The 17,858-nt window shown below is 51.7% G+C and carries 14 protein-coding genes; 9 read left to right on the plus strand and 5 right to left on the minus strand.

All coding sequences use genetic code 11. The features are described from left to right. Nucleotide 1: 1 nt before the first annotated feature. The 5 genes from mraY to BUB27_RS15215 are packed head-to-tail and all read left to right on the plus strand — an operon-like array spanning nucleotide 2 to nucleotide 5,094. Entirely contained in the window at nucleotides 2-1,279 is a 1,278-nt protein-coding gene (mraY, locus tag BUB27_RS15195; RefSeq protein WP_143184711.1) for a phospho-N-acetylmuramoyl-pentapeptide-transferase, read from the plus strand. After that, the gene (gene murD / locus BUB27_RS15200) at nucleotides 1,279-2,583 is read left to right on the plus strand and encodes a UDP-N-acetylmuramoyl-L-alanine--D-glutamate ligase (protein WP_143184712.1); all 1,305 of its coding nucleotides are present in this window, start codon (nucleotides 1,279-1,281) and stop codon (nucleotides 2,581-2,583) included. Before mraY ends, murD begins: the two co-directional genes overlap by 1 nt. A 33-nt stretch (nucleotides 2,584-2,616) precedes the next feature. Next, nucleotides 2,617-3,399: a LysM peptidoglycan-binding domain-containing protein gene (locus BUB27_RS15205; RefSeq protein WP_143184713.1), complete on the plus strand. Its 783-nt coding sequence runs from the start codon at nucleotides 2,617-2,619 to the stop codon at nucleotides 3,397-3,399. A gap of 4 nt (nucleotides 3,400-3,403) precedes the next feature. Then, complete coding sequence (locus tag BUB27_RS15210; protein WP_143184714.1) at nucleotides 3,404-4,570, plus strand: FtsW/RodA/SpoVE family cell cycle protein; 1,167 nt, start codon at nucleotides 3,404-3,406, stop codon at nucleotides 4,568-4,570. Continuing rightward, entirely contained in the window at nucleotides 4,567-5,094 is a 528-nt protein-coding gene (locus tag BUB27_RS15215) for a CAP domain-containing protein (protein WP_159434995.1), read from the plus strand. The genes BUB27_RS15210 and BUB27_RS15215 overlap by 4 nt, the downstream gene beginning before the upstream one ends. A gap of 79 nt (nucleotides 5,095-5,173) precedes the next feature. Here BUB27_RS15215 and BUB27_RS15220 read toward each other — a convergent pair whose 3' ends face one another. From BUB27_RS15220 to BUB27_RS15235, 4 genes are all read right to left on the minus strand, one after another. After that, nucleotides 5,174-6,400 carry an aspartate kinase gene (locus tag BUB27_RS15220; protein ID WP_143184716.1) on the minus strand — a complete coding sequence of 409 codons (1,227 nt, stop codon included), beginning with the start codon at nucleotides 6,398-6,400 and terminating at the stop codon, nucleotides 5,174-5,176. 324 nt (nucleotides 6,401-6,724) lie between these two features. Beyond that, on the minus strand, nucleotides 6,725-6,916 hold the full coding sequence (locus BUB27_RS15225; RefSeq protein ID WP_143184717.1) for a hypothetical protein: 192 nt from the start codon (nucleotides 6,914-6,916) through the stop codon (nucleotides 6,725-6,727). Between the two features lie 65 nt (nucleotides 6,917-6,981). Then, nucleotides 6,982-8,892, minus strand: coding sequence for a ferrous iron transport protein B (gene feoB, locus BUB27_RS15230; protein ID WP_143184718.1), 1,911 nt, complete (start codon nucleotides 8,890-8,892; stop codon nucleotides 6,982-6,984). 18 nt (nucleotides 8,893-8,910) lie between these two features. Further along, complete coding sequence (locus BUB27_RS15235; protein WP_143184719.1) at nucleotides 8,911-9,165, minus strand: FeoA family protein; 255 nt, start codon at nucleotides 9,163-9,165, stop codon at nucleotides 8,911-8,913. Between the two features lie 143 nt (nucleotides 9,166-9,308). Between BUB27_RS15235 and BUB27_RS15240 the strand changes: the two genes are divergently transcribed. From BUB27_RS15240 to BUB27_RS15255, 4 genes are all read left to right on the plus strand, one after another. Continuing rightward, complete coding sequence (locus tag BUB27_RS15240) at nucleotides 9,309-10,760, plus strand: NfeD family protein (protein ID WP_143184720.1); 1,452 nt, start codon at nucleotides 9,309-9,311, stop codon at nucleotides 10,758-10,760. Next, complete coding sequence (locus tag BUB27_RS15245; RefSeq protein WP_143184721.1) at nucleotides 10,757-11,473, plus strand: RNA polymerase sigma factor; 717 nt, start codon at nucleotides 10,757-10,759, stop codon at nucleotides 11,471-11,473. The genes BUB27_RS15240 and BUB27_RS15245 overlap by 4 nt, the downstream gene beginning before the upstream one ends. 341 nt (nucleotides 11,474-11,814) lie before the next feature. Beyond that, nucleotides 11,815-15,888 (plus strand): hypothetical protein, encoded by a 4,074-nt coding sequence (locus BUB27_RS15250; protein ID WP_143184722.1) that lies wholly within the window; start codon nucleotides 11,815-11,817, stop codon nucleotides 15,886-15,888. A gap of 13 nt (nucleotides 15,889-15,901) precedes the next feature. After that, entirely contained in the window at nucleotides 15,902-16,855 is a 954-nt protein-coding gene (locus BUB27_RS15255) for a hypothetical protein (protein WP_143184723.1), read from the plus strand. An 82-nt stretch (nucleotides 16,856-16,937) separates the two neighbouring features. Here BUB27_RS15255 and BUB27_RS15260 read toward each other — a convergent pair whose 3' ends face one another. Beyond that, a complete protein-coding gene (locus tag BUB27_RS15260; RefSeq protein ID WP_143184724.1) occupies nucleotides 16,938-17,858 on the minus strand; it encodes a PEP-CTERM sorting domain-containing protein in 921 nt (306 codons plus the stop codon).

Raw genomic sequence — 17,858 nt, forward strand, 5'->3', positions numbered from 1 at the left:
AATGTTATATACAATTTACGAATGGTGGCATGAAGCCTCAGAAGCTGGAGCTGATTGGGCTGAGACTTTCAGCTTCTTGAATATCTTGCAGTACATTACCGTGCGGGCCATCTTGGCTTGTTTGGCTACCTTCTGCCTGTCGTTGGCCATGGGGCCTCGAATCATCCGTAAATTGATTTCCCTCAAAGTGGGTCAGCCGATTCGCTCTGCAGAAGAGGTGCACAAGCTCAACGAGCTGCATGGAGCAAAGGCAGGAACTCCTACCATGGGTGGAGTACTTATTTTGGCAACCGTCACTATCGCGGTTTTCTTATGTGGTAGACCACTCAACCCGTTTGTCGCAGTAACGATGTTTGTGATGCTGGGACTTGGTTTGTTAGGCTTCCTGGATGACTACACGAAAGTGAAGCAGAAGAAGTCTGATGGGGTGAGCGCCCGTGGTAAGCTGGCGTGGCAATGTGGAATCGCCATCGCTGCTGCTGCCTTCTTGTTCTTCAAGCCTGAGGTGACCGGTACAGCTGGTCAAGTGGTGGCTCAAAAGGAAGTCATTACCGAGCAGGTGAGTAGTGAGACAAATCCGATAGAATCCAAGGCGGAGCTTCCGCTGAAGGGAGTTAGTGGCTACTGGATGAAGGTCGATAAAAAGCCTCAGCAGCTCAAGGCGGGCGAGATTACTTTCCCGCTCTACAAGAAGCCTTTGTTCAATCTCTGGTATCTTGCCATTCCCTTCTTTGTGTTGGTGATCATCGGGACTTCAAACGCGGTGAACCTTACAGACGGTCTGGATGGCTTGGCCACTGGTTGTACGATTACGACAGCCATGGCGTATGCCTTGATAGCCTACCTTGGAGGTAACGTGATCATGGGGTATGACTACCTGCACATTCCCTACAACCCACTATTAGGTGAACTTACCGTGGTGCTGGCCAGTCTGGTGGGGGCAGCCTTTGGCTTCCTCTGGTTCAACTGCCACCCTGCAAAAGTATTCATGGGGGATACCGGGTCCTTGGCGATTGGTGGAGCCTTGGGCACTGCTGCGATCTGTACCAAGCAGGAGATTTTGTTAGTCGTGATCGGGTGGGTCTTCGTGATGGAGGCGATGTCCGTGATGTTACAGGTGGGTAGTTTTAAGCTGCGTAAGAAGCGTATCTTTGCGATGGCTCCCATCCATCATCACTTCGAACTTCGAGGCTGGCATGAGAGTCAGGTGATTATCCGCTTCTGGATTATCTCCATTCTCTGTGCGCTTCTCGGTCTAGCTTCACTGAAAATTCTCTAATGTTAGCAGGTAAGAAAATCACCGTACTGGGAGCCGGCCGCAGTGGTCGGGCTGCAGCCCGTCTTGCACAGCAAGCCGGGGCTGAAGTTCTTGTGTGCGATGCTGCCGGTGAAGCAAGTTTTCAGGGGATGCCCGAGGGGGTGAAAATCCAGCCCGAGGCAGATGAGGCGTATGGTAAGGAGACGCAGTCTGATATACTTGTGGTCTCACCTGGCATTGATACGTTTGGCTCCTATGTAAAGGCGTTCTCAGAGCAAGCTGGTGAGGTGATCGGCGAGACGGAATTGGCCTATCGCTTTTATCGTGGCAAGATCATTGCCATCACGGGAACCAATGGAAAAACGACCACGACTGAACTCGTGGCCAAGATTATGCGTTCCGGTGGGGTTAGCTGTGAGCCTTGCGGTAATTATGGGGTGCCGTTCTCTGAAATCGTAATGATGGATGAAGTGCCTCAGTCCGTAGCCCTCGAGGTGAGTTCCTTCCAGATGGAGACGATCGTAGAGTTTAAGCCAGATGTGGCCATTTGGTTGAATTTCTCAGCCGATCACATGGACCGTTACACGGCGATCGAAGATTACTTCAATGCCAAACGCAGGATTTTCGAAAACCAGACCGAAAGCGATTTCGCGGTGGTTCGTGCAGGTGAGGACCTGGGTGAACTCAAATCATCTGTGGTTAGCTTTACCACGGAAGATGAGCCGTCAGATTATGCGCTGGAGAATGGTTGGATCACCTTCCGTGGTGAGAAACTGCTCGACTTGTCCGTTACCAAATTGCGTGGCTTGCACAATGCTGAGAATGCCATGGCTGCTCTTGCTGCGTGTCGCTGTGCGGGTGTTAGTTTGGGTGCAGTTAGTGAAGCCCTCGCAGGGTTTGCTCCGCCACTGCATCGATGTGAGCTGATTCGCACACTAGATGGCGTAGAGTATCTTAATGATTCGAAGGCAACGAACTTGCATGCTTTAGATAGTGCTTTGAGATCGCAGACCAGACCGGTGGTCTTGATCGCAGGCGGTAAGCAGAAAGGTCTCGATTATTCAGAAATCATTGGACGTCTCAGTAAGCACGCCCACAGTGCTGTCGTGTATGGTGAGATTGCGGATGAATTAGCTGAAGTATTTAGCAAGGCCGTGTCGACGAAGCGCGTAAATAATTTAGATGAGGCTGTGGCCGAGGCTCGGCTGTTAGCGAAGCCTGGTGATGCCGTGTTACTCTCTCCAGGAACCTCATCATTCGATCAATTCAAAGGGTACGAGGACCGCGGGGATCAGTTCCGGGAACTCGTACATGCACTCAAATAATTGCTCAAAGAATAACCCACCGAACCAAGCAAAATGAAAGACGATAGACTACAGACCAAAAGGCAAACGAAGAAAGGCTTTCGCGTTCTTCAAGCCAAGATGACTCGCCGTAAGCAGCGGGTTAGTGCCGCGGCCACAGCGGATAGTCTGGACCAAGACGTGCCTAACGTAGGAGTAGGACGTGCACTTACTGTGATCCTGGCTCTGCATGTGGTGGCCATCGCCGCCATCTTTATAGGTACACAATGGAATGATAGAGAGCTTGCTACTGTAGAAGAGGCTGCTCCTGCCAGTGTTGATATTTCTAAAGTGAATACAAAGCTGGATACGGCTTTTGTCCACACTGGAGATACTTATGAAGCTTTTGCTGCCAGGCATGGAGTGGATGTCAATGAGCTGAGAAAGCTAAACAATGACATGATCCTGCGAGCTGGTGTGAGGCTTACTATTCCTGAGAATAAGATCAGCAATGTGGCTCCAGCAGTTGCTAACCAGGGAGCTGTTCAGTTAGATGATAACGCCCGCGAGGTGGCTGTCTCTGAGCGTCCACCTGTCGGGGCACTCCCAGTGGAAAATGTGGAAGAGACGCCAAAAGCTGTTTTGGTGACACCTAGAGGTAGACCAAATATTCCTAGAGCGATTCCGGTGGCCGAGCCAGTAGCTTCTAATGGGTCTTACGTTGTTCAGAGTGGAGACACCGTCTGGCGCATTTCCCAGAAGTTTCACGTAAGTCAGGATGAGCTACTCAAGCTCAATGGCCTGAGTGACCCACGTAAGCTCAAGGTGGGAGATAAACTGATCATTCCAGCAAACTAAGACAATGACGCCTAAGCAGTCAGCTTTTGCAGACCGACGCAATGGAATTTTTCTTTGTGTAGCTGCTGCTGGACTCATTGTACTAGGTTTGGTGATGCTTGCTTCGGTGAGTGTCTGGATGGAAGATGATGGCCAGCAATATTCGCATCTCAGAAAGCAGAGTATGTGGATGCTGGTTGGAGTCGTCGGAGCCACGACTCTGGCGATGATTGACTATCGAAGATTCAGAAAATGGATTGTACCCCTGTACGGGTTTGCGACTCTTCTTCTGATTCTTTGTTACGTGCCGGGTATTGCCCGTGAAATTAAAGGGGAATCTCGCTGGATTGTTGTGCCTCTAGTAGGGCAGTTTCAGCCATCTGAGGTTGCGAAGATAGCGATTATGATGGGCCTTGCGGCTTGGTTCGCCCATCACCAAGCTGAGACTCGCAAGTTCTGGAAGGGCTTTGCTATTCCGATGGCCATTTTAGCGGTGCCTATTCTGTTGATCTTCTTTGAAAAAGATATGGGTACGGCGGCTGGCTTAGGTGCCGCAGGTGTTGCCTTATTGTTTATTGCCGGTACGCGTCTCCGCTACTTGATACCGAGTTGCGGTGTGGCGCTGGCTGGTTTCTATGTGCTGGTTCGTATGAATGAGAACCGATGGAACCGCATCATGGCGTTTTTAGATCTGGAGGAACACAAGCTTGGGTATGGTTTCCAGCAATGGCGTGCACTTTTGGCCTTTGGTAACGGAGGGGTCGAAGGTCTGGGGCTTGGTAATGGTGCTGAGAAGCATGGCTACCTCCCAGAGGCACACAACGACTTTATCTTTCCAGTGATTGGTGAAGAGCTAGGTCTCTGGTTTGCACTCGGAGTCGTCTTTTGCTTCGTCATGATTACGGTTTATGGAATCGCCATCGCGGTTCGTGCTCCTGACGTTTTTGGTCGCTTGCTGGCAATTGGCCTCACATGTGCGATAGTGATTCCAGCAATGATGAATATTGGCGTGACTACGGCCGTGCTGCCGAACACCGGATTGCCTCTTCCCTTTGTCAGTTACGGGGGAACTAACCTGGTGTTCACGATGGCGGCTTTAGGTTTGTTGGTGAGTATTCACCGGCAAAGTTATGGTGGTAGAAAAGAGCATGCCAAACTCCTTGCTGAGAAAAAGCACTGTATTCGTTTGTGAAGACCTGTTCCTTGATTATTAGCCTCGTACTTGCCTGCTTGCTTGCGTCATGCACTGTGCAGGATGCGAACCCCAGAGTGGTCATAGCAGGAGGTCATGTCTCTGAAGAAAAGTTGGAGAGTGAGCTATTTTCCAAGGTGAACTCCGAGCGTCTGTCTCGTGGATTGCCGGCTCTATACCGGAGTCGAGGACTCGATCTCTTGGCTCAACAGCACAGTGACCGTATGGCGGCTAAAGCGAATTCCAGTGGTAGAATAGCTATCAGCCATGATGGTTTTGCCGAGCGAGCCAGTATTGCTCGAGACGAGCTGGGTTATCATAGGACGGCAGAAAATGTGGGAGTGAGTGCGGGGCTACGTGAGGTGAATCTTATCGCAACATCTTTGGTGGATGGCTGGATGGACTCCAGAGGTCACCGGAAGAATATTTTAGCCAACTATCGGTATGCAGGAATCGCTGTCAGGACTGCCAGCCATGGAAGAGGAGTCTACGTGACCCAGATGTTTGGTAGTGTAGGCAGGTGATTTGGAGCTAAGAGTGCACAAAAAAGCACGCCAAGCAGCATGCCTGGCGTGCGTGTAAAGTTGCTCTGATTGGGGAAGCTTACTTGCTAGGAACTTTGTCGAGTTCGAAGGCTGTGTGGACAGCGCGTGCAGCGTCTTCGATTTGAGTCTCGTCAACAGTAACGGCGATTTTGATCTCGGAAGTCGTGATCATGCCAATGTTGATTTGTGCTTCACCGAGAGCTTCAAACATTTTCGCTGCTACACCTGAGTGAGAGCGCATGCCGATGCCGACACAGGAGAGCTTGGCGATACCGGCCTCCGTTTCGATCTTGCTAGCAGGGAGAGTCGCGATGACTGGCTTGAGAGCTGCCTGAGCTTTGCCAAGGTCATTGCTGTGCATGGTGAAGGAATGGCGAGCCATGCCATCGTGGGCAATGTTTGAGATGATCATGTCGATGTTGATCTCAGCATCGGCGAGACAGCCAAGGATGCGAGCGGACATGCCAGGTTCATCCGGAATACCGGTGATGGTGAGACGTGCTTGGGAGCGCTCGATCGAGACGCCGCGAATGACTACAGATTCCATTTGATCGTGTTCTTCGGTTACTATGGTTCCGGGATTATCGTTGAGTGAGGAGCGAACTTCAAAGATAACTCCGTATTTTTTGGCAAATTCTACAGAACGGGATTGCATGACCTTGCTTCCGGAGGAGGCCATTTCAAGCATTTCGTCGTAGGAGATTTCAGGGAGTTTACGTGCGTCCTTCACGACTCGTGGGTCGCAGGTGTAGACGCCATCAACATCGGTGAGAATTTGGCAGAGGTCTGCTTTGACTGCGGAGGCGACCGCGATGGCTGTAAGGTCTGAGCCGCCACGCCCCAGGGTGTGGATCAGGTCGTCGTTACGCAGGCCTTGGAAGCCGGCAACGATGACCACCTTTCCTTCGCTGAGGTATTGGTTCATCATGGTCGGATCGATGGAGTCGATCTTGCCGCGTGTGTGAGAACCTGTGGTGCGAATGCCAGCTTGTCTGCCTGTGACAGAGGCTGCATCGACACCGAGTTCATGGAGGGCCATGGTGACGAGGGCGATAGACTGCTGCTCTCCAGTGGAGAGGAGTACATCCATTTCTCGCTCTGCTGGCTCGCCAGTGAGTTCTTTGGCCATGCCGATCAGCTTGTCGGTAACGCCGCCCATCGCTGAAACTACGGCAACCACCTGGTTGCCTTCGTCACGAAGCTTTTTGATGCGGTTCGCGACATTGCGAATACGGTCAAGTGAACCTACGGAAGTACCGCCATATTTTTGAACGATCAGGGCCATGGATGAGTCGTGTTTGGAAATCTTTATTCGTCGTCAGCCACCTGAGTTGCGACTGCAGAGGAGGGCGTAGCGGGAAAATGGAAAGAGGGCAAGTGTTGCTTTTGACTGCATTCCGTGAATTGTGACATCTTAGAGCAAAATGGCGCTAAAACATGACAAGCAACCGTTAGCTGTGTGGGCGGAAGTGGCTAAGATGCTTGCGTGCTCTTGAGGTAAGTAGCACATACGAAACGGGATCTGTTGTCCGTGGTGTCATGCCTCGCTGGTATTCAGGAAGTGCCAGCGGGGCTAAAATTTTCAGCCAACAAGTCTGACAGGCAAGACTTAGGATTGTTGCTTGGTGACAGTCTTTTGCTTCCGCTTGGCGAGCATCTTTTTCTTGGCCTTGTCAGACATGAGATTGCATCCGCAGCTGCCGCAGCAGGAAGAGCGCTTGAGGCTCACGTATGCCCGCCAGATGACAATGATGACAGCGAGCGCTACGATGATCAGGGCAATGGTGGTCTGTGATGGCACGGATAAAATATCTTGCTTGCTTCAGATTACGCAGGAATGACTCAGGCGCAACTAGTTTGAGCAACTTAGGAGAAGCCAAGGAGTGAGCCGACTTGGAAGACCAAGAGAGCCGCCAAGTAGGCAAATAGTGACATGCCAACTAATTGGCCTGCGGCCCATTTCAGTGACTTGGTCTCTCTGTGAACAACGGCAGTAGTCGGTAGGCACTGTAGTGCGTAGATGAAGAAGATCAGGAGGCTAACGAGGGTGAGAGGTGTATAGATCTTGCTTCCATCGGGCCAGGTGGCTGCAGACAGCTGCTCACGTAGCAGTGTGTCCTGCTCTTCTTCCTCCAGGTCTTCGCTGATGGAATAGGAGATCTTGAGGGAGCTAACGAAGACTTCGCGGGCTGCGAATGAGGTGAGAACAGAAGTCGCCGTGCGCCAGTCATAGCCGAGAGGTTTGAAGGCCGGCTCGATGGTGTGACCCAGCTGGCCCATGTAGGACTCTTCCAGGGCGAGTGCTGGCTCCTCAGCGGCTGGGCTGCCTTCGTCTGGTTTCGGGAAAGTTTGCAAGGCCCAGAGAATAATGGAGAGAACCAGGATGACGGAGCCAGCCTTCTTCAGGAATGCCCAGGCTCTGTCCAAGACGTGACGGAAGAGGTAGCCGAGTTGTGGGGCGCGATAAGGAGGAAGCTCTAGCATGAAGTGGCTTTCCACTTCGTCGTCAGGAAGGCGGGTGCGCAAAATGCGTGCAGCGACCAAAGCTGTTACGATGCCAGCCAGGTAAATGCAGAATAGCAGGAGAGCCTGGGCCGCGCTGCCCTGAGTGGGTAAGAGTAAGGCAATCAGCAGAAAGTAAACCGGGAGACGCGCTGAACAAGACATCCATGGCGCAATGAGGATGGTAATCAATCTCTCGCGGGCGCTGTCGATGGTGCGGGTCGCCATGACTCCAGGAATGGCGCAGGCGTGAGCAGATAGCAGGGGCAGGAAGGCCTTACCTGAGAGTCCCGCTTTATTCATGATGCGGTCCATGAGGAACGCAGCTCGCGCCATGTAACCACTGGATTCAAGAAGACCGATAAAGAAGAAGAGGAGGACGATCTGTGGTAGGAAGATCACAGTGCCGCCGACTCCGGCGATGACTCCATTGACGATCAGGTCGTTCAGATCACCCTCAGGCATGGAATTGGCTACTGTGTCGCCGAGTGATGCGAAGGCTCCGTCGATGGCATCCATCGGGATGGAAGAGAAAGAGAAGATCGACCAGAAGACGATAAGCATGATGGAAATGAGTGCAGCCCAGCCCGTGAATGGGTGGAGCAGATACTCATCCAGCTTGTCGCTGAGTGTGAGAGTGTCGTTGCTTTCACGGCGAGCCGCCTCGTTACAGATGGTCTGGATAAAGGCGGTTCGGGCGTGCTGGCGCTCGAGGTCGGTGCCTGTGGTTTGCCAACGAGTCTCAGGTATCGCTGGAGCTGGAAGGCGCAGGGCTTGCTTCAGTTCGACGATGCCTTTGCCTTTGTTGGCCTGGATGGGGACGACCGGTACACCAAGTTCCTCGGAAAGGATAGTGGGATCGAGATGGATACCTCGTGACTCTGCCACATCGACCATATTGAGGGCGATGACGACAGGGTGACCGAGTTCGATGACTTCGAGAGCGAGGTTGAGATGGCGCTCTAGAGCAGAGGCGTCCAAGACACAGACGGTGATTTCCGGTGCGGGCTGGTCAGCAATGTCTCCGCTCAGGAAATCACGGGTGACTTTCTCATCAGGAGAGTTGGGATCCAGTGAATAGCAACCGGGTAAATCGATGAGGTTGATCTTGCGCCCGTGGGTATTACGGAAAGTTCCCGTTTTGAGATTTACAGTGACGCCGGCGTAATTCCCAGTTTTCTGGTTTTCGCCTGTCAGGGCGTTGAAAAGCGTTGTTTTACCACTGTTTGGATTACCGACGAGGGCAACGGTGTGTTGCTCAGGTGTGGAAGACATGGTCAAAGTCCGTCTTGATTAAGCTGGGCAGACTAGAATCTGGTCTGCGAGTTTGCGATTGAGTGCCATTTTAGTGCCGCATACGGAGCAAAGCAGAGTGCGGCCATTGGAGAGCTTTTTGACTTCCATGGTTTCACAGAAGCCCATGCTGCGGAGGCGTTGGCAAGATGCCCCATTCAAGTGACTGATACGGAATGAACAGCCTACGCTGGCCTGACTAAGTGTCATGGCTGAGTCGGCTTCGAGTTCGTGTGCGATGTCCGTAATGTTCACGTGGATACAGTTAATGTAGTTGAGATTCGTTTGCAATAAGAAAAAGGGTCTAAAAGACAAACTTTCAGAGCTATACGTGAAATCGGTGGTTAGATTGCGATAATTTTTATTTTCTGATGGTCACGCTATGCTAGATTTTCTGCATGAATAGATGGATTTTGGCGGTGTGGGTGTTCCTCGTGTGTGGATTCGCCACGGCAAATGAGCAGGAGGAGAAGAGTCTTTTTGGCAAAAACTCGGGTGAGAGTTTTGAGGGCAAAGTGGTCGTTCTCAAAGTTGGGGAGGATTCTTTGGTGAATACCTATGCCTTCAAGTACTGGAAGAAAGTCCTGAAGCGGGCGGATGAAGAGAAGGCCAAGGCGGTGATTTTTGATTTGGATACACCTGGCGGGCTGGCGTTTGACACGGCAGATCTGATCACGCAGGTGCTTCCGGAAGTGAAGGTGAAGACGATTGCCTTTGTGAATACGGATGCAATCAGCGCGGGATCCATGGTGGCCTTTGGTTGTGACAAAATTTATATGCACCCCAGAGGATCTATTGGAGCTACAGGCTTGATATCTGGATCAGGTGCGGAAATTGAGCCGGTTATGCGAGCCAAGCTGGAGTCAGTATTTGCCTCTTACGTCAAGATTGTGGCCAAGGAGAAAGGGAGAAATGCTGATGTGATGAAGGCCATGATGTTCAAGGACAAGGCCTACTCTTTCGCGGGGGGTAAAGTAGTCGTGGAAGAGGGGGATCTCCTGACTTTGACTGGAGATGAAGCTGTCTTGATGCATGAAGGTAAGCCTCTGTTGGCGGACGGCATTTGCGAGGATCTGCTTGCCGTGCTGGCCAAAGAGAATTTAGCCCAGAGTGATGTGGTGGTGGCTGAGCCGACAGGCTTCGAGGCTTTTGCCTACTGGGTTGCTAAATTTTCCGCCCTTCTTATCGCCGTGGGCTTGATGGGAGCCTTTTTGGAAATGAAGACTCCAGGTTTCGGGATCTTTGGTGGGATTGCTATTCTGGCCTTTACTGTGTTCTTCCTGGGTAACCATGTGGCGGATAATTTGGCAGGTTATGAGCTGGCAGCCTTGTTTGCCGTGGGATTGATTCTCGTCATCCTGGAGTTCTTGGTGATTCCCGGAACCTTCTTTGCCGGGGCAGTTGGGGTGGTGATGATGCTTTCCGCCTTGCTGATTGCCATGGTAGACAGAGATAGCTTTGAGGGATTTGATACGGACAAGGGACTCATCACACTGACCTCTCTGATCGGGTGGCCTATTATTTTTCTGGCCATCGGTTTGGCTGGTTCCACTTTGTTGGTGACTCTGTTCATGCGCTTTTTGCCTAGTGTTCCACTTTACAATAGCTTGGCGGTGAATGCTGAGTTGAAGCGAGGCACAGGTATTGAGAAAGGTGAAGGAGAAGAGTCGGTCCTACTTGGTGTTGAAGGGGTCGCGGAAACAGAGCTTCGCCCTGTTGGTAGAGCGAAGATCAATGGAAAGTTGTTAGAGGTAGTGTCTGACGTCGGATTCATTCCGGCAGGTGCCAAAATTGTCGTAACGTCCGAAGACGGTATGCGTATAATCGTAGAGGAGATCAAAGAAGCATGACGACAGCAGAAGGTAATAGCACATTCCAACCCACGCGCTGGACTCTGGTTCAGCGAGTCAAAGACGCCTGTGCGGGCGAAGCCCAGGAGGCGCTCAATGAACTCTGTGGGATGTACTGGAAGCCGCTCTATGCTTATGCCAGAGGTTATGGCAGATCGATGGAGGATGCCGAGGATGTGGTGCAGGGCTTCATGGCGAAAGGTGTAGAGAAAGCTCTCTTTGCGGCTGCTGATAGAGAGAAGGGCAAGATGCGCACCTTCCTACTTACCGCGTTCAAGCGCTACTTGAGAGATGAGCATGCAAAGTCGATTGCCGTCAAAAGAGGTGAGGGCAAGGTCGATACCATGGACATCGCCGCTGAGGAGGCGCGTTGGGAAGATAGTGATGCGGAAGATCCTACCCTGAGCTTTGACAAGCGCTGGGCGCTTATCGTGGTCGAAAGTGCTCGAGAGCAATTGCGCAAAAAATATTACCGCGAAGGTAAGGAGGATTTCTACGAAGCACTGGCACAATGTCTCACGGGTGAGTTGGACGGAGGTTATCAGGAAGTGGCGGACCAGTTAGGGGTATCGCTTTCTTCTGTGAAGGTGGGGGTTCACCGGATGCGTAAACGCTTCGGTGAAATGCTGAGGGCGGAGATTTTGGAAACCATTGGTGAAGGTGAAGATCCTGATGATGAGCTGAAGTATCTCATCGCGGTGCTTTCCGATTAGTCATAGACTTGCTTGGCTAATGGTGGCGTCTTGCTTTGTGCTTAAATAGAGGATGGTATGGTGTCGTCCGGTTCCTTTTTGGGTCCGGTGTAAATGCTTTCAGGTGTTTTGACTGAGAGTGATTGGGTGAGTACGTTGTACGTACCAATGATTAATAGGGCTCTCAGTGTATTTTTCATTTTTCAGGGGAATGTATGTATCATGTGATTTCATGATGCTTCTAAAGCAACTACAGAAACCGAGGTGAATTGTTGCAAGTGAGGGTTCAAAATACGCAATTCGTCTAATTCCTCAGTCATGACTGAGGAATTTGGCTAAAAGCTCTAATCCACATGCAAGCAATGAAAACTCAACCCATCATTAAAACTAAAATCGACTCCATGGCTCCGAGGGGATTTGCCCTCGTGTCTGCGATGACAGTCATGATACTCTTGGTGGTCGTGGCACTCGGTGTCATGTCGCTCTCTTCTAGCACCAGCCGGCAAAGCTCTTACGATAAGCATGCCGCAGTAGCCGAGGCTAACGCTCGCATGGCGCTGACGATTGCATTGAACAAGCTACAAAGCTATGCGGGGCCAGATCAGCGCGTGACTGCCAATGCTCAAATCTTGTCTGAACGTGAAAGTGTGCGCCATCCGCATTGGGTAGGAGCCTGGAAAACGACAGTCGAGGAGAATGGGGTAGAGTATCCCGTCGTCGGGAAACGCTCGGATGACGGATCTGGTAACCTCTACCAAAATAAATACCTTTATACAGATGTACGCCAGAACATGAGTTCATGGCGAAATGATCTTCTGCAGGGCTGGTTGGTCAGTCAGCGTCCGCAACAGGGAGACTCAAAGCAGTTGCATACGCAAGAATTGGATCCTGAAGATCCGATGAATCTGCGCATTGTTGGTGAGGGAACTCTGGGGGATAAGGCGCCAGATAGTGATCATGTAGTGGTTGAGAAAGTGTTGGTAAATGCCACTGAGAAGCAGAACAGGGGAGCCTATGCTTGGTGGGTAGGTGATAATAATCAGAAAGCCTCGTTGAACTTGAGTCTACACAGGGATGATGAGGACAAGGCGCGCCAGAGTGTGGCGGCGAGTCCCAAAAATGATCCGGCGGTGATTGATCCTCAGATGAAGGATTACTATCCAGCATCCTCATCACAAGACCAAGAGCTTAACGAGACATTGGAAAAGGTCGTTTCACGTCGCTCTACTGAGTTGGCCAATGACTCTCAGGAGTTCTTTAAGGAGCATTTCCATGCTGTTACTGACATGGCTCCAGGCATTCATGTGGATGTGCAGAATGGAGGCCTGAAGAAAGATCTGGGGGCTTTGTTGCTGGCCAATCCTAGTGAAGCTTCCGTGAGTTTCGGGGCGCCTAACAGCGCATGGCCAAACTCAGGTTTCTCTAGCTCAGACCCGATCATACCAGGGAGCAAGCATGCGATGGTGGGCCCTAACTTTGATATGTTGCGCTCGTGGATGAAGCTGAAGGACATGTCCTTCAGTGGTTATGGAACCAGTGGGGTAGCACGAGGGCAGACTTCCTCTCAAGGCAGCGGCAGTGGAAATATGTGGCTGAAGCCTCACAATACATGGATCACTGGTGCCTCCGATGGCTACACTTGGTCATGGGAAAAATGGGGGCAACAGGCTCCAGTCTTTCATCCGGTGGTTACAGAAGCGCGCTGGAACTGGTTTTTCACTTACTCTAGTACGACTGGAAACCTGCGTCTGCATATCCTTCCACGAGTTTGTGTCTGGAACCCATTTAATGCGGATATGGAAGCTGAAAAGCTGGTGGTGATGATCGAAAATCCGTTCTACAAGGACTTCAGAGGATGGGCGCGTCATATGAGCTTCCGTCCATCGAATGCAGCCATTCGTTCCGTCAAGGCGGCTTACAAATCCAAGGACCCAGGGCTTGCCAACTGGAACGAAGGTAATGGCACAATTCAAATGCTCATGAATGAGGGGATATTTCCTCGTGAGCAATTCCTCTGCTTCACTTTGGACAAAGCCACGATTCCGGCCGGTGAGTGCTTGGTATACAGTGCCGCTCCAAAAAGAAAGGTTACCGATCTGGCTGGTGGGGTAAAAGTGGGTGAGTATGATGCGAACAATATCAGTACGAACTTGCTGAGTCCTATTTCAGAAGCGAACAAGGATCACTTCTACTATGACTCGAAGGCTACGCGCTACCGATTCAGAAACAATGGATTGGGTGAGCCCTATGCTCCTACGGTGACGGGGTGGAAGAATTTTAATGATGTCCGGTGGAGAAATATTTTCAGAGATCTTTACAAGGCGGATCCTTTAGCTTTGCTGAACTATGCCCCCTGGATCACGGCGCAGTCCAATTTCCGCGTGGTGCTCAAGGGTGTGAATGGCAGTGGGGCGGTTAGTCACAATGACCTTATCAATGGGCCCCAGTACCCAACCTTGCAGATGTTCAACGGGTCGAATGGTGGCAGTAACAACTGGGGTTTCTTCACTTGGAAGTACTTCTTCGGCGAGGGTTATCCTGGCTCCAGCAATCGGGTTAAAGTTTGTGAAGGCGGAGATGATATTCTCAGTAATATTCCCAAGCTTCACGTCTGGGGAGCAAAGCTGCTCTACTTTGATGAATCACTTTCGGAGGCCAATGCACCACCACTGCGCGTCAATCGCTGGGGGGACAAGGATCATGCCGTATGGAACCAGGCCTTGATCGGAAACTGGAATGTGCGCTCCAACTACACAGCGAGAGCTCCATTTTCTCCGAGTTCTGCGGAGTGGTATGTGAACAGCGCTGGGCCTTGGGCGCAGGAGTTTGTGCCTTTGCTCGATAGTTCAGACCTACCATTCATCTCCAGCAACGGCTTCTTTGCAAAGCCACCTATGGGTAGGAGCAATCAGTTTGGCGCAGCCTCATCCATGGTGTTGTTTGATCTGCCTCAGCCCAAGTTTGGTGCTTTGTCCTTGGGGGCATTCAGGCATGCTAGACTGAGCCCGTTCTCATGGCACCCCACTTATGTGGTGGGACACTCGCTGGCTGCCCACGGCGTTCCGTCCTACTCTACGGCACCACCTAATGTGACGATGGGACCAAGTAGTGATCAGGCAGCAACTCGCTGGGATCAGATGAATGGTGGTAAGGAGCCTTTTGGCTATGGGCCTAGAACTCCTTCCAAAAGCCAGCCAGGCAATTCTCTGGCAAGAGTGTCAGGGCGTCCCGTGGTGGATTCGGCCGCCATACTTCAGCAACAAGATTTTGCGGTGTCTGGTGTGAAGGTTGAAGGACAGGGGGTTGATGTTTCTGATGAGATTTTCCTTTATGATATCGCGTTTGAGGTAAACCAGAACCTCTGGGACCAGTTCTTCATTTCGTCCATCCCCATGAATAATGGCAGACCGAGCTGGTCACCGAGTCAGGGGGATCTTCTCTGGAATTCACGCTACGCTCTTAATTCAAATATCGAGATGCCTGTCGAGCGGATCGAATCACGCTTGTCTTCAGAAGGGGCAGAGTTTGCATTCTGGAATAGCGCGTACTTTGTGAAGAACCGTGGAGCATTCAATGTGAACTCTACCTCTGTAGAGGCTTGGGCGGCCTTCTTATCTGGACTCCGAGGTGTTAACCGAACTTCACGTGATGGTTCTGATCTTGAGAGTTCTGAGCTCACAATCTTTGCCAGATTGTTCTCACCGGACGAAGTCACCGCAGGGGCTAATGGCTCCAGCCCCGATAGTGCATCCGCCTGGGCAGGCGGGCGCAAGCTGTCCGATCAAGAGATCTATTTGCTGGCTGAGAAAATTGTCGACCAAGTGAAGGCGAGAGGGCCTTTCCTATCCATGGCGGACTTCGTAAACAGGCGCTTGGAGGGCAGCCAGTCTGGCTTGTCCGGAAGTGATACGCCAGATTCCAGAATGGGGGCTTTGGACGCAGCTATTCTTGCTGCGGAGCTGAATTCCCAATTCGCTTCCGCTCCAATCTGGGAAACGACGAACAATCAAAACAGCCGGGCGAATCAAGCTTCGCTCGAGTTGAACCCAGCGCGCAGCCCAAGAGAGAAAGCGTGGGGTGCTACGGGCTTTCTCATGCAGTCTGATATTCTGGAGCCATTGGCACCAGCCATGACGGCGCGTGGCGATACCTTCACAATCCGAGCCTATGGAGAGTCGCGCGATGAGCAGGGCAAGATCATGGCCAAGGCATGTCTGGAGGCAGTCGTGACGCGGAGTACTGAGTTTGTGGCTGCCGCACCACTGAATGAAACCAACGTGGACCAGGCGGTGGAGAATCGGGCAACGGATCCTGTTTTGAGACTTAACCGGTCCAGTGGAAGTTATGAGCCTGGTGAAATTGCCAATGTGAACCAGCAATTTGGGCGTCGTTTCAAAGTGATCAATATGCGTTGGTTGCCAATCAATGAACTCTAACAGAACTATATTTATGAATTTTCAGATTAAGTCATGCAAATCAGTGATCACAGGTTTAGCAGTCCTGTTGTTAGTTCCTGCTCAGGTCTCTTTGGCCCAGCAGCCTGAGGCAGCAGCTAAGGGGGGAGCTTTGGATGCCGAGGGGCGACCACAAGCCTACCTCTCACTGATTGCTATCGGTCCTGAGGCGAAGAGACGTTATCGAGCGATGACAAGTGAGGAGCGCGAAAATATCGCCGGAGGTGCATCTAAAGGTGAGGCCGCGGAATTGTCTGCGGAGGAGTTAAAGTCTATGAAGGGCTTACCGGTACTCATGCCGCCCAAGGAAGGGGAGTTGCCACCATCATCCCTGATGTTTGCCGATGGAAAAACGACCACAGCGGACGGTAAGAGTGTCGATAAGATTGTCCAGCTGTCAGTAGGTTTTAATGCCGGGGGAGCCTTTGTCCCTGTGCCCGCTGGTAAGCCGTTACCACTGAAAGCGCCGGTGCAGAAAGGTGGACGTGAGGGTTACGATGATTGGTTTACCGTGGCTCCCATGCAGCCGGGAGCTACCAAGTTGTTGTTGATGTATCCGAGCAACAAAGGGGATCATCGCTGGAACTATAAGCCACATTATCGTGAGCTGAAGGCTGACCCTGCCTCCTTTCCTGAGAATCAGGTTTTGGCTCTCAACTTCACGAGACGTCCTGTCCAGTTCATGATCGGTGCTGATACGCAGATCATCAAACCAGGGGGCTCCCAGAAATACACCGTGGAGAATGCGCGTAAGTTGATTCGCTGTGTGGCTGCGGCTAAAGGTTATGGAAAAGGCTATATCATCAACAGCGGTTTCAGGGGCGATCAGTTGATTCGTAAAATCTATATTTTCCACGAAAGCTTGAGTGCTGATGGAAAATCCAGCGAAATCAAAACGATTCAGGTGAACCTCCCGCATACAGATAGTTCACTGACGAAAACACCTTGATGAACCATGAAAAAGTCCTCGCACTGACAGAATAGTACGAGGACTGAATATGAGTTTATGGTGTCGTTTTTCTGGTAAGCACTTAACGGCGTCTTCTCAGGATCATGGCGATGCCGCCAAGTCCAATCAGGGCGGATGAGCTAGGTTCTGGAACGGCCACGAGTTCCACAACGACCTCTCCTGAAGCGGCTAGGCCAGTGCCATAATGGACGGTGAATTGATGACCGCTATTGTTGGGGTCGAGCACATTGCCGAATACTCCGGTGCCGTCGCCGCCGCTGACTCCCGTGAAGGCATCGATACCAGTGATGATAGTCCAGGTGTCGCCAACATTGTAGGCGCCGCCCAGTTCCATGTGCAGGGTAGAAGTGGAGCCCAGCTCGAGAGCGTTAAGTGTGCTGGCGATCGTGGTAATGCTGGTGCCGCTTGTGGCAAATCCTAAGATGCCGTTATTGTCTACAACGAGTTCGTCTTGTGGTCTGTTTGCAGCATAGGCGGATCCAGCTTCGAAGAAGAGTTTACCATTGATGATCTCAAGTGCCTTACGCGCGTCTAGTGTGCCACCAGTGCTCACATTGACGAAGCCCTGTCCGCCGCTGCTATCGCCTAGAAAGAGGTCGGCGCCAGCACCGAGCACGGATAGTGTGCCGCCACTGTTCACATTAATGGTGCCCACGGATCCTGCCCCAGAGCCAACGAAGATGCCAGGCGTGCCATTGGCGGTAGAAAGTGTGCCTCCATTATTAATGTTGAGTGTGCCAGAGGTGCCGTTGGCACCGACATCTAGCCTTCCGGTCCCGATACTGTATGCGCTGCCGAGATCCGCGGTGTTACCATTTTCGATGGTGCCGTTGTTGGAGCCAGTCGGGGTGCCGTTGTCCCAGTTTCCTGCATTACTGAAGTCTGAGTCTATGCTGCCGAGGAAAGTAGTCGCGGCGTCTGATAGGCAAGTGGTAGTGAGGATAGTCGAGCAGGCTAGAATCCATGCTTTTCGTTTTTTCAT

The organism is Rubritalea squalenifaciens DSM 18772, assembly GCF_900141815.1.
In the GTDB taxonomy this organism is placed as follows: Bacteria; Verrucomicrobiota; Verrucomicrobiia; order Verrucomicrobiales; family Akkermansiaceae; genus Rubritalea; species Rubritalea squalenifaciens.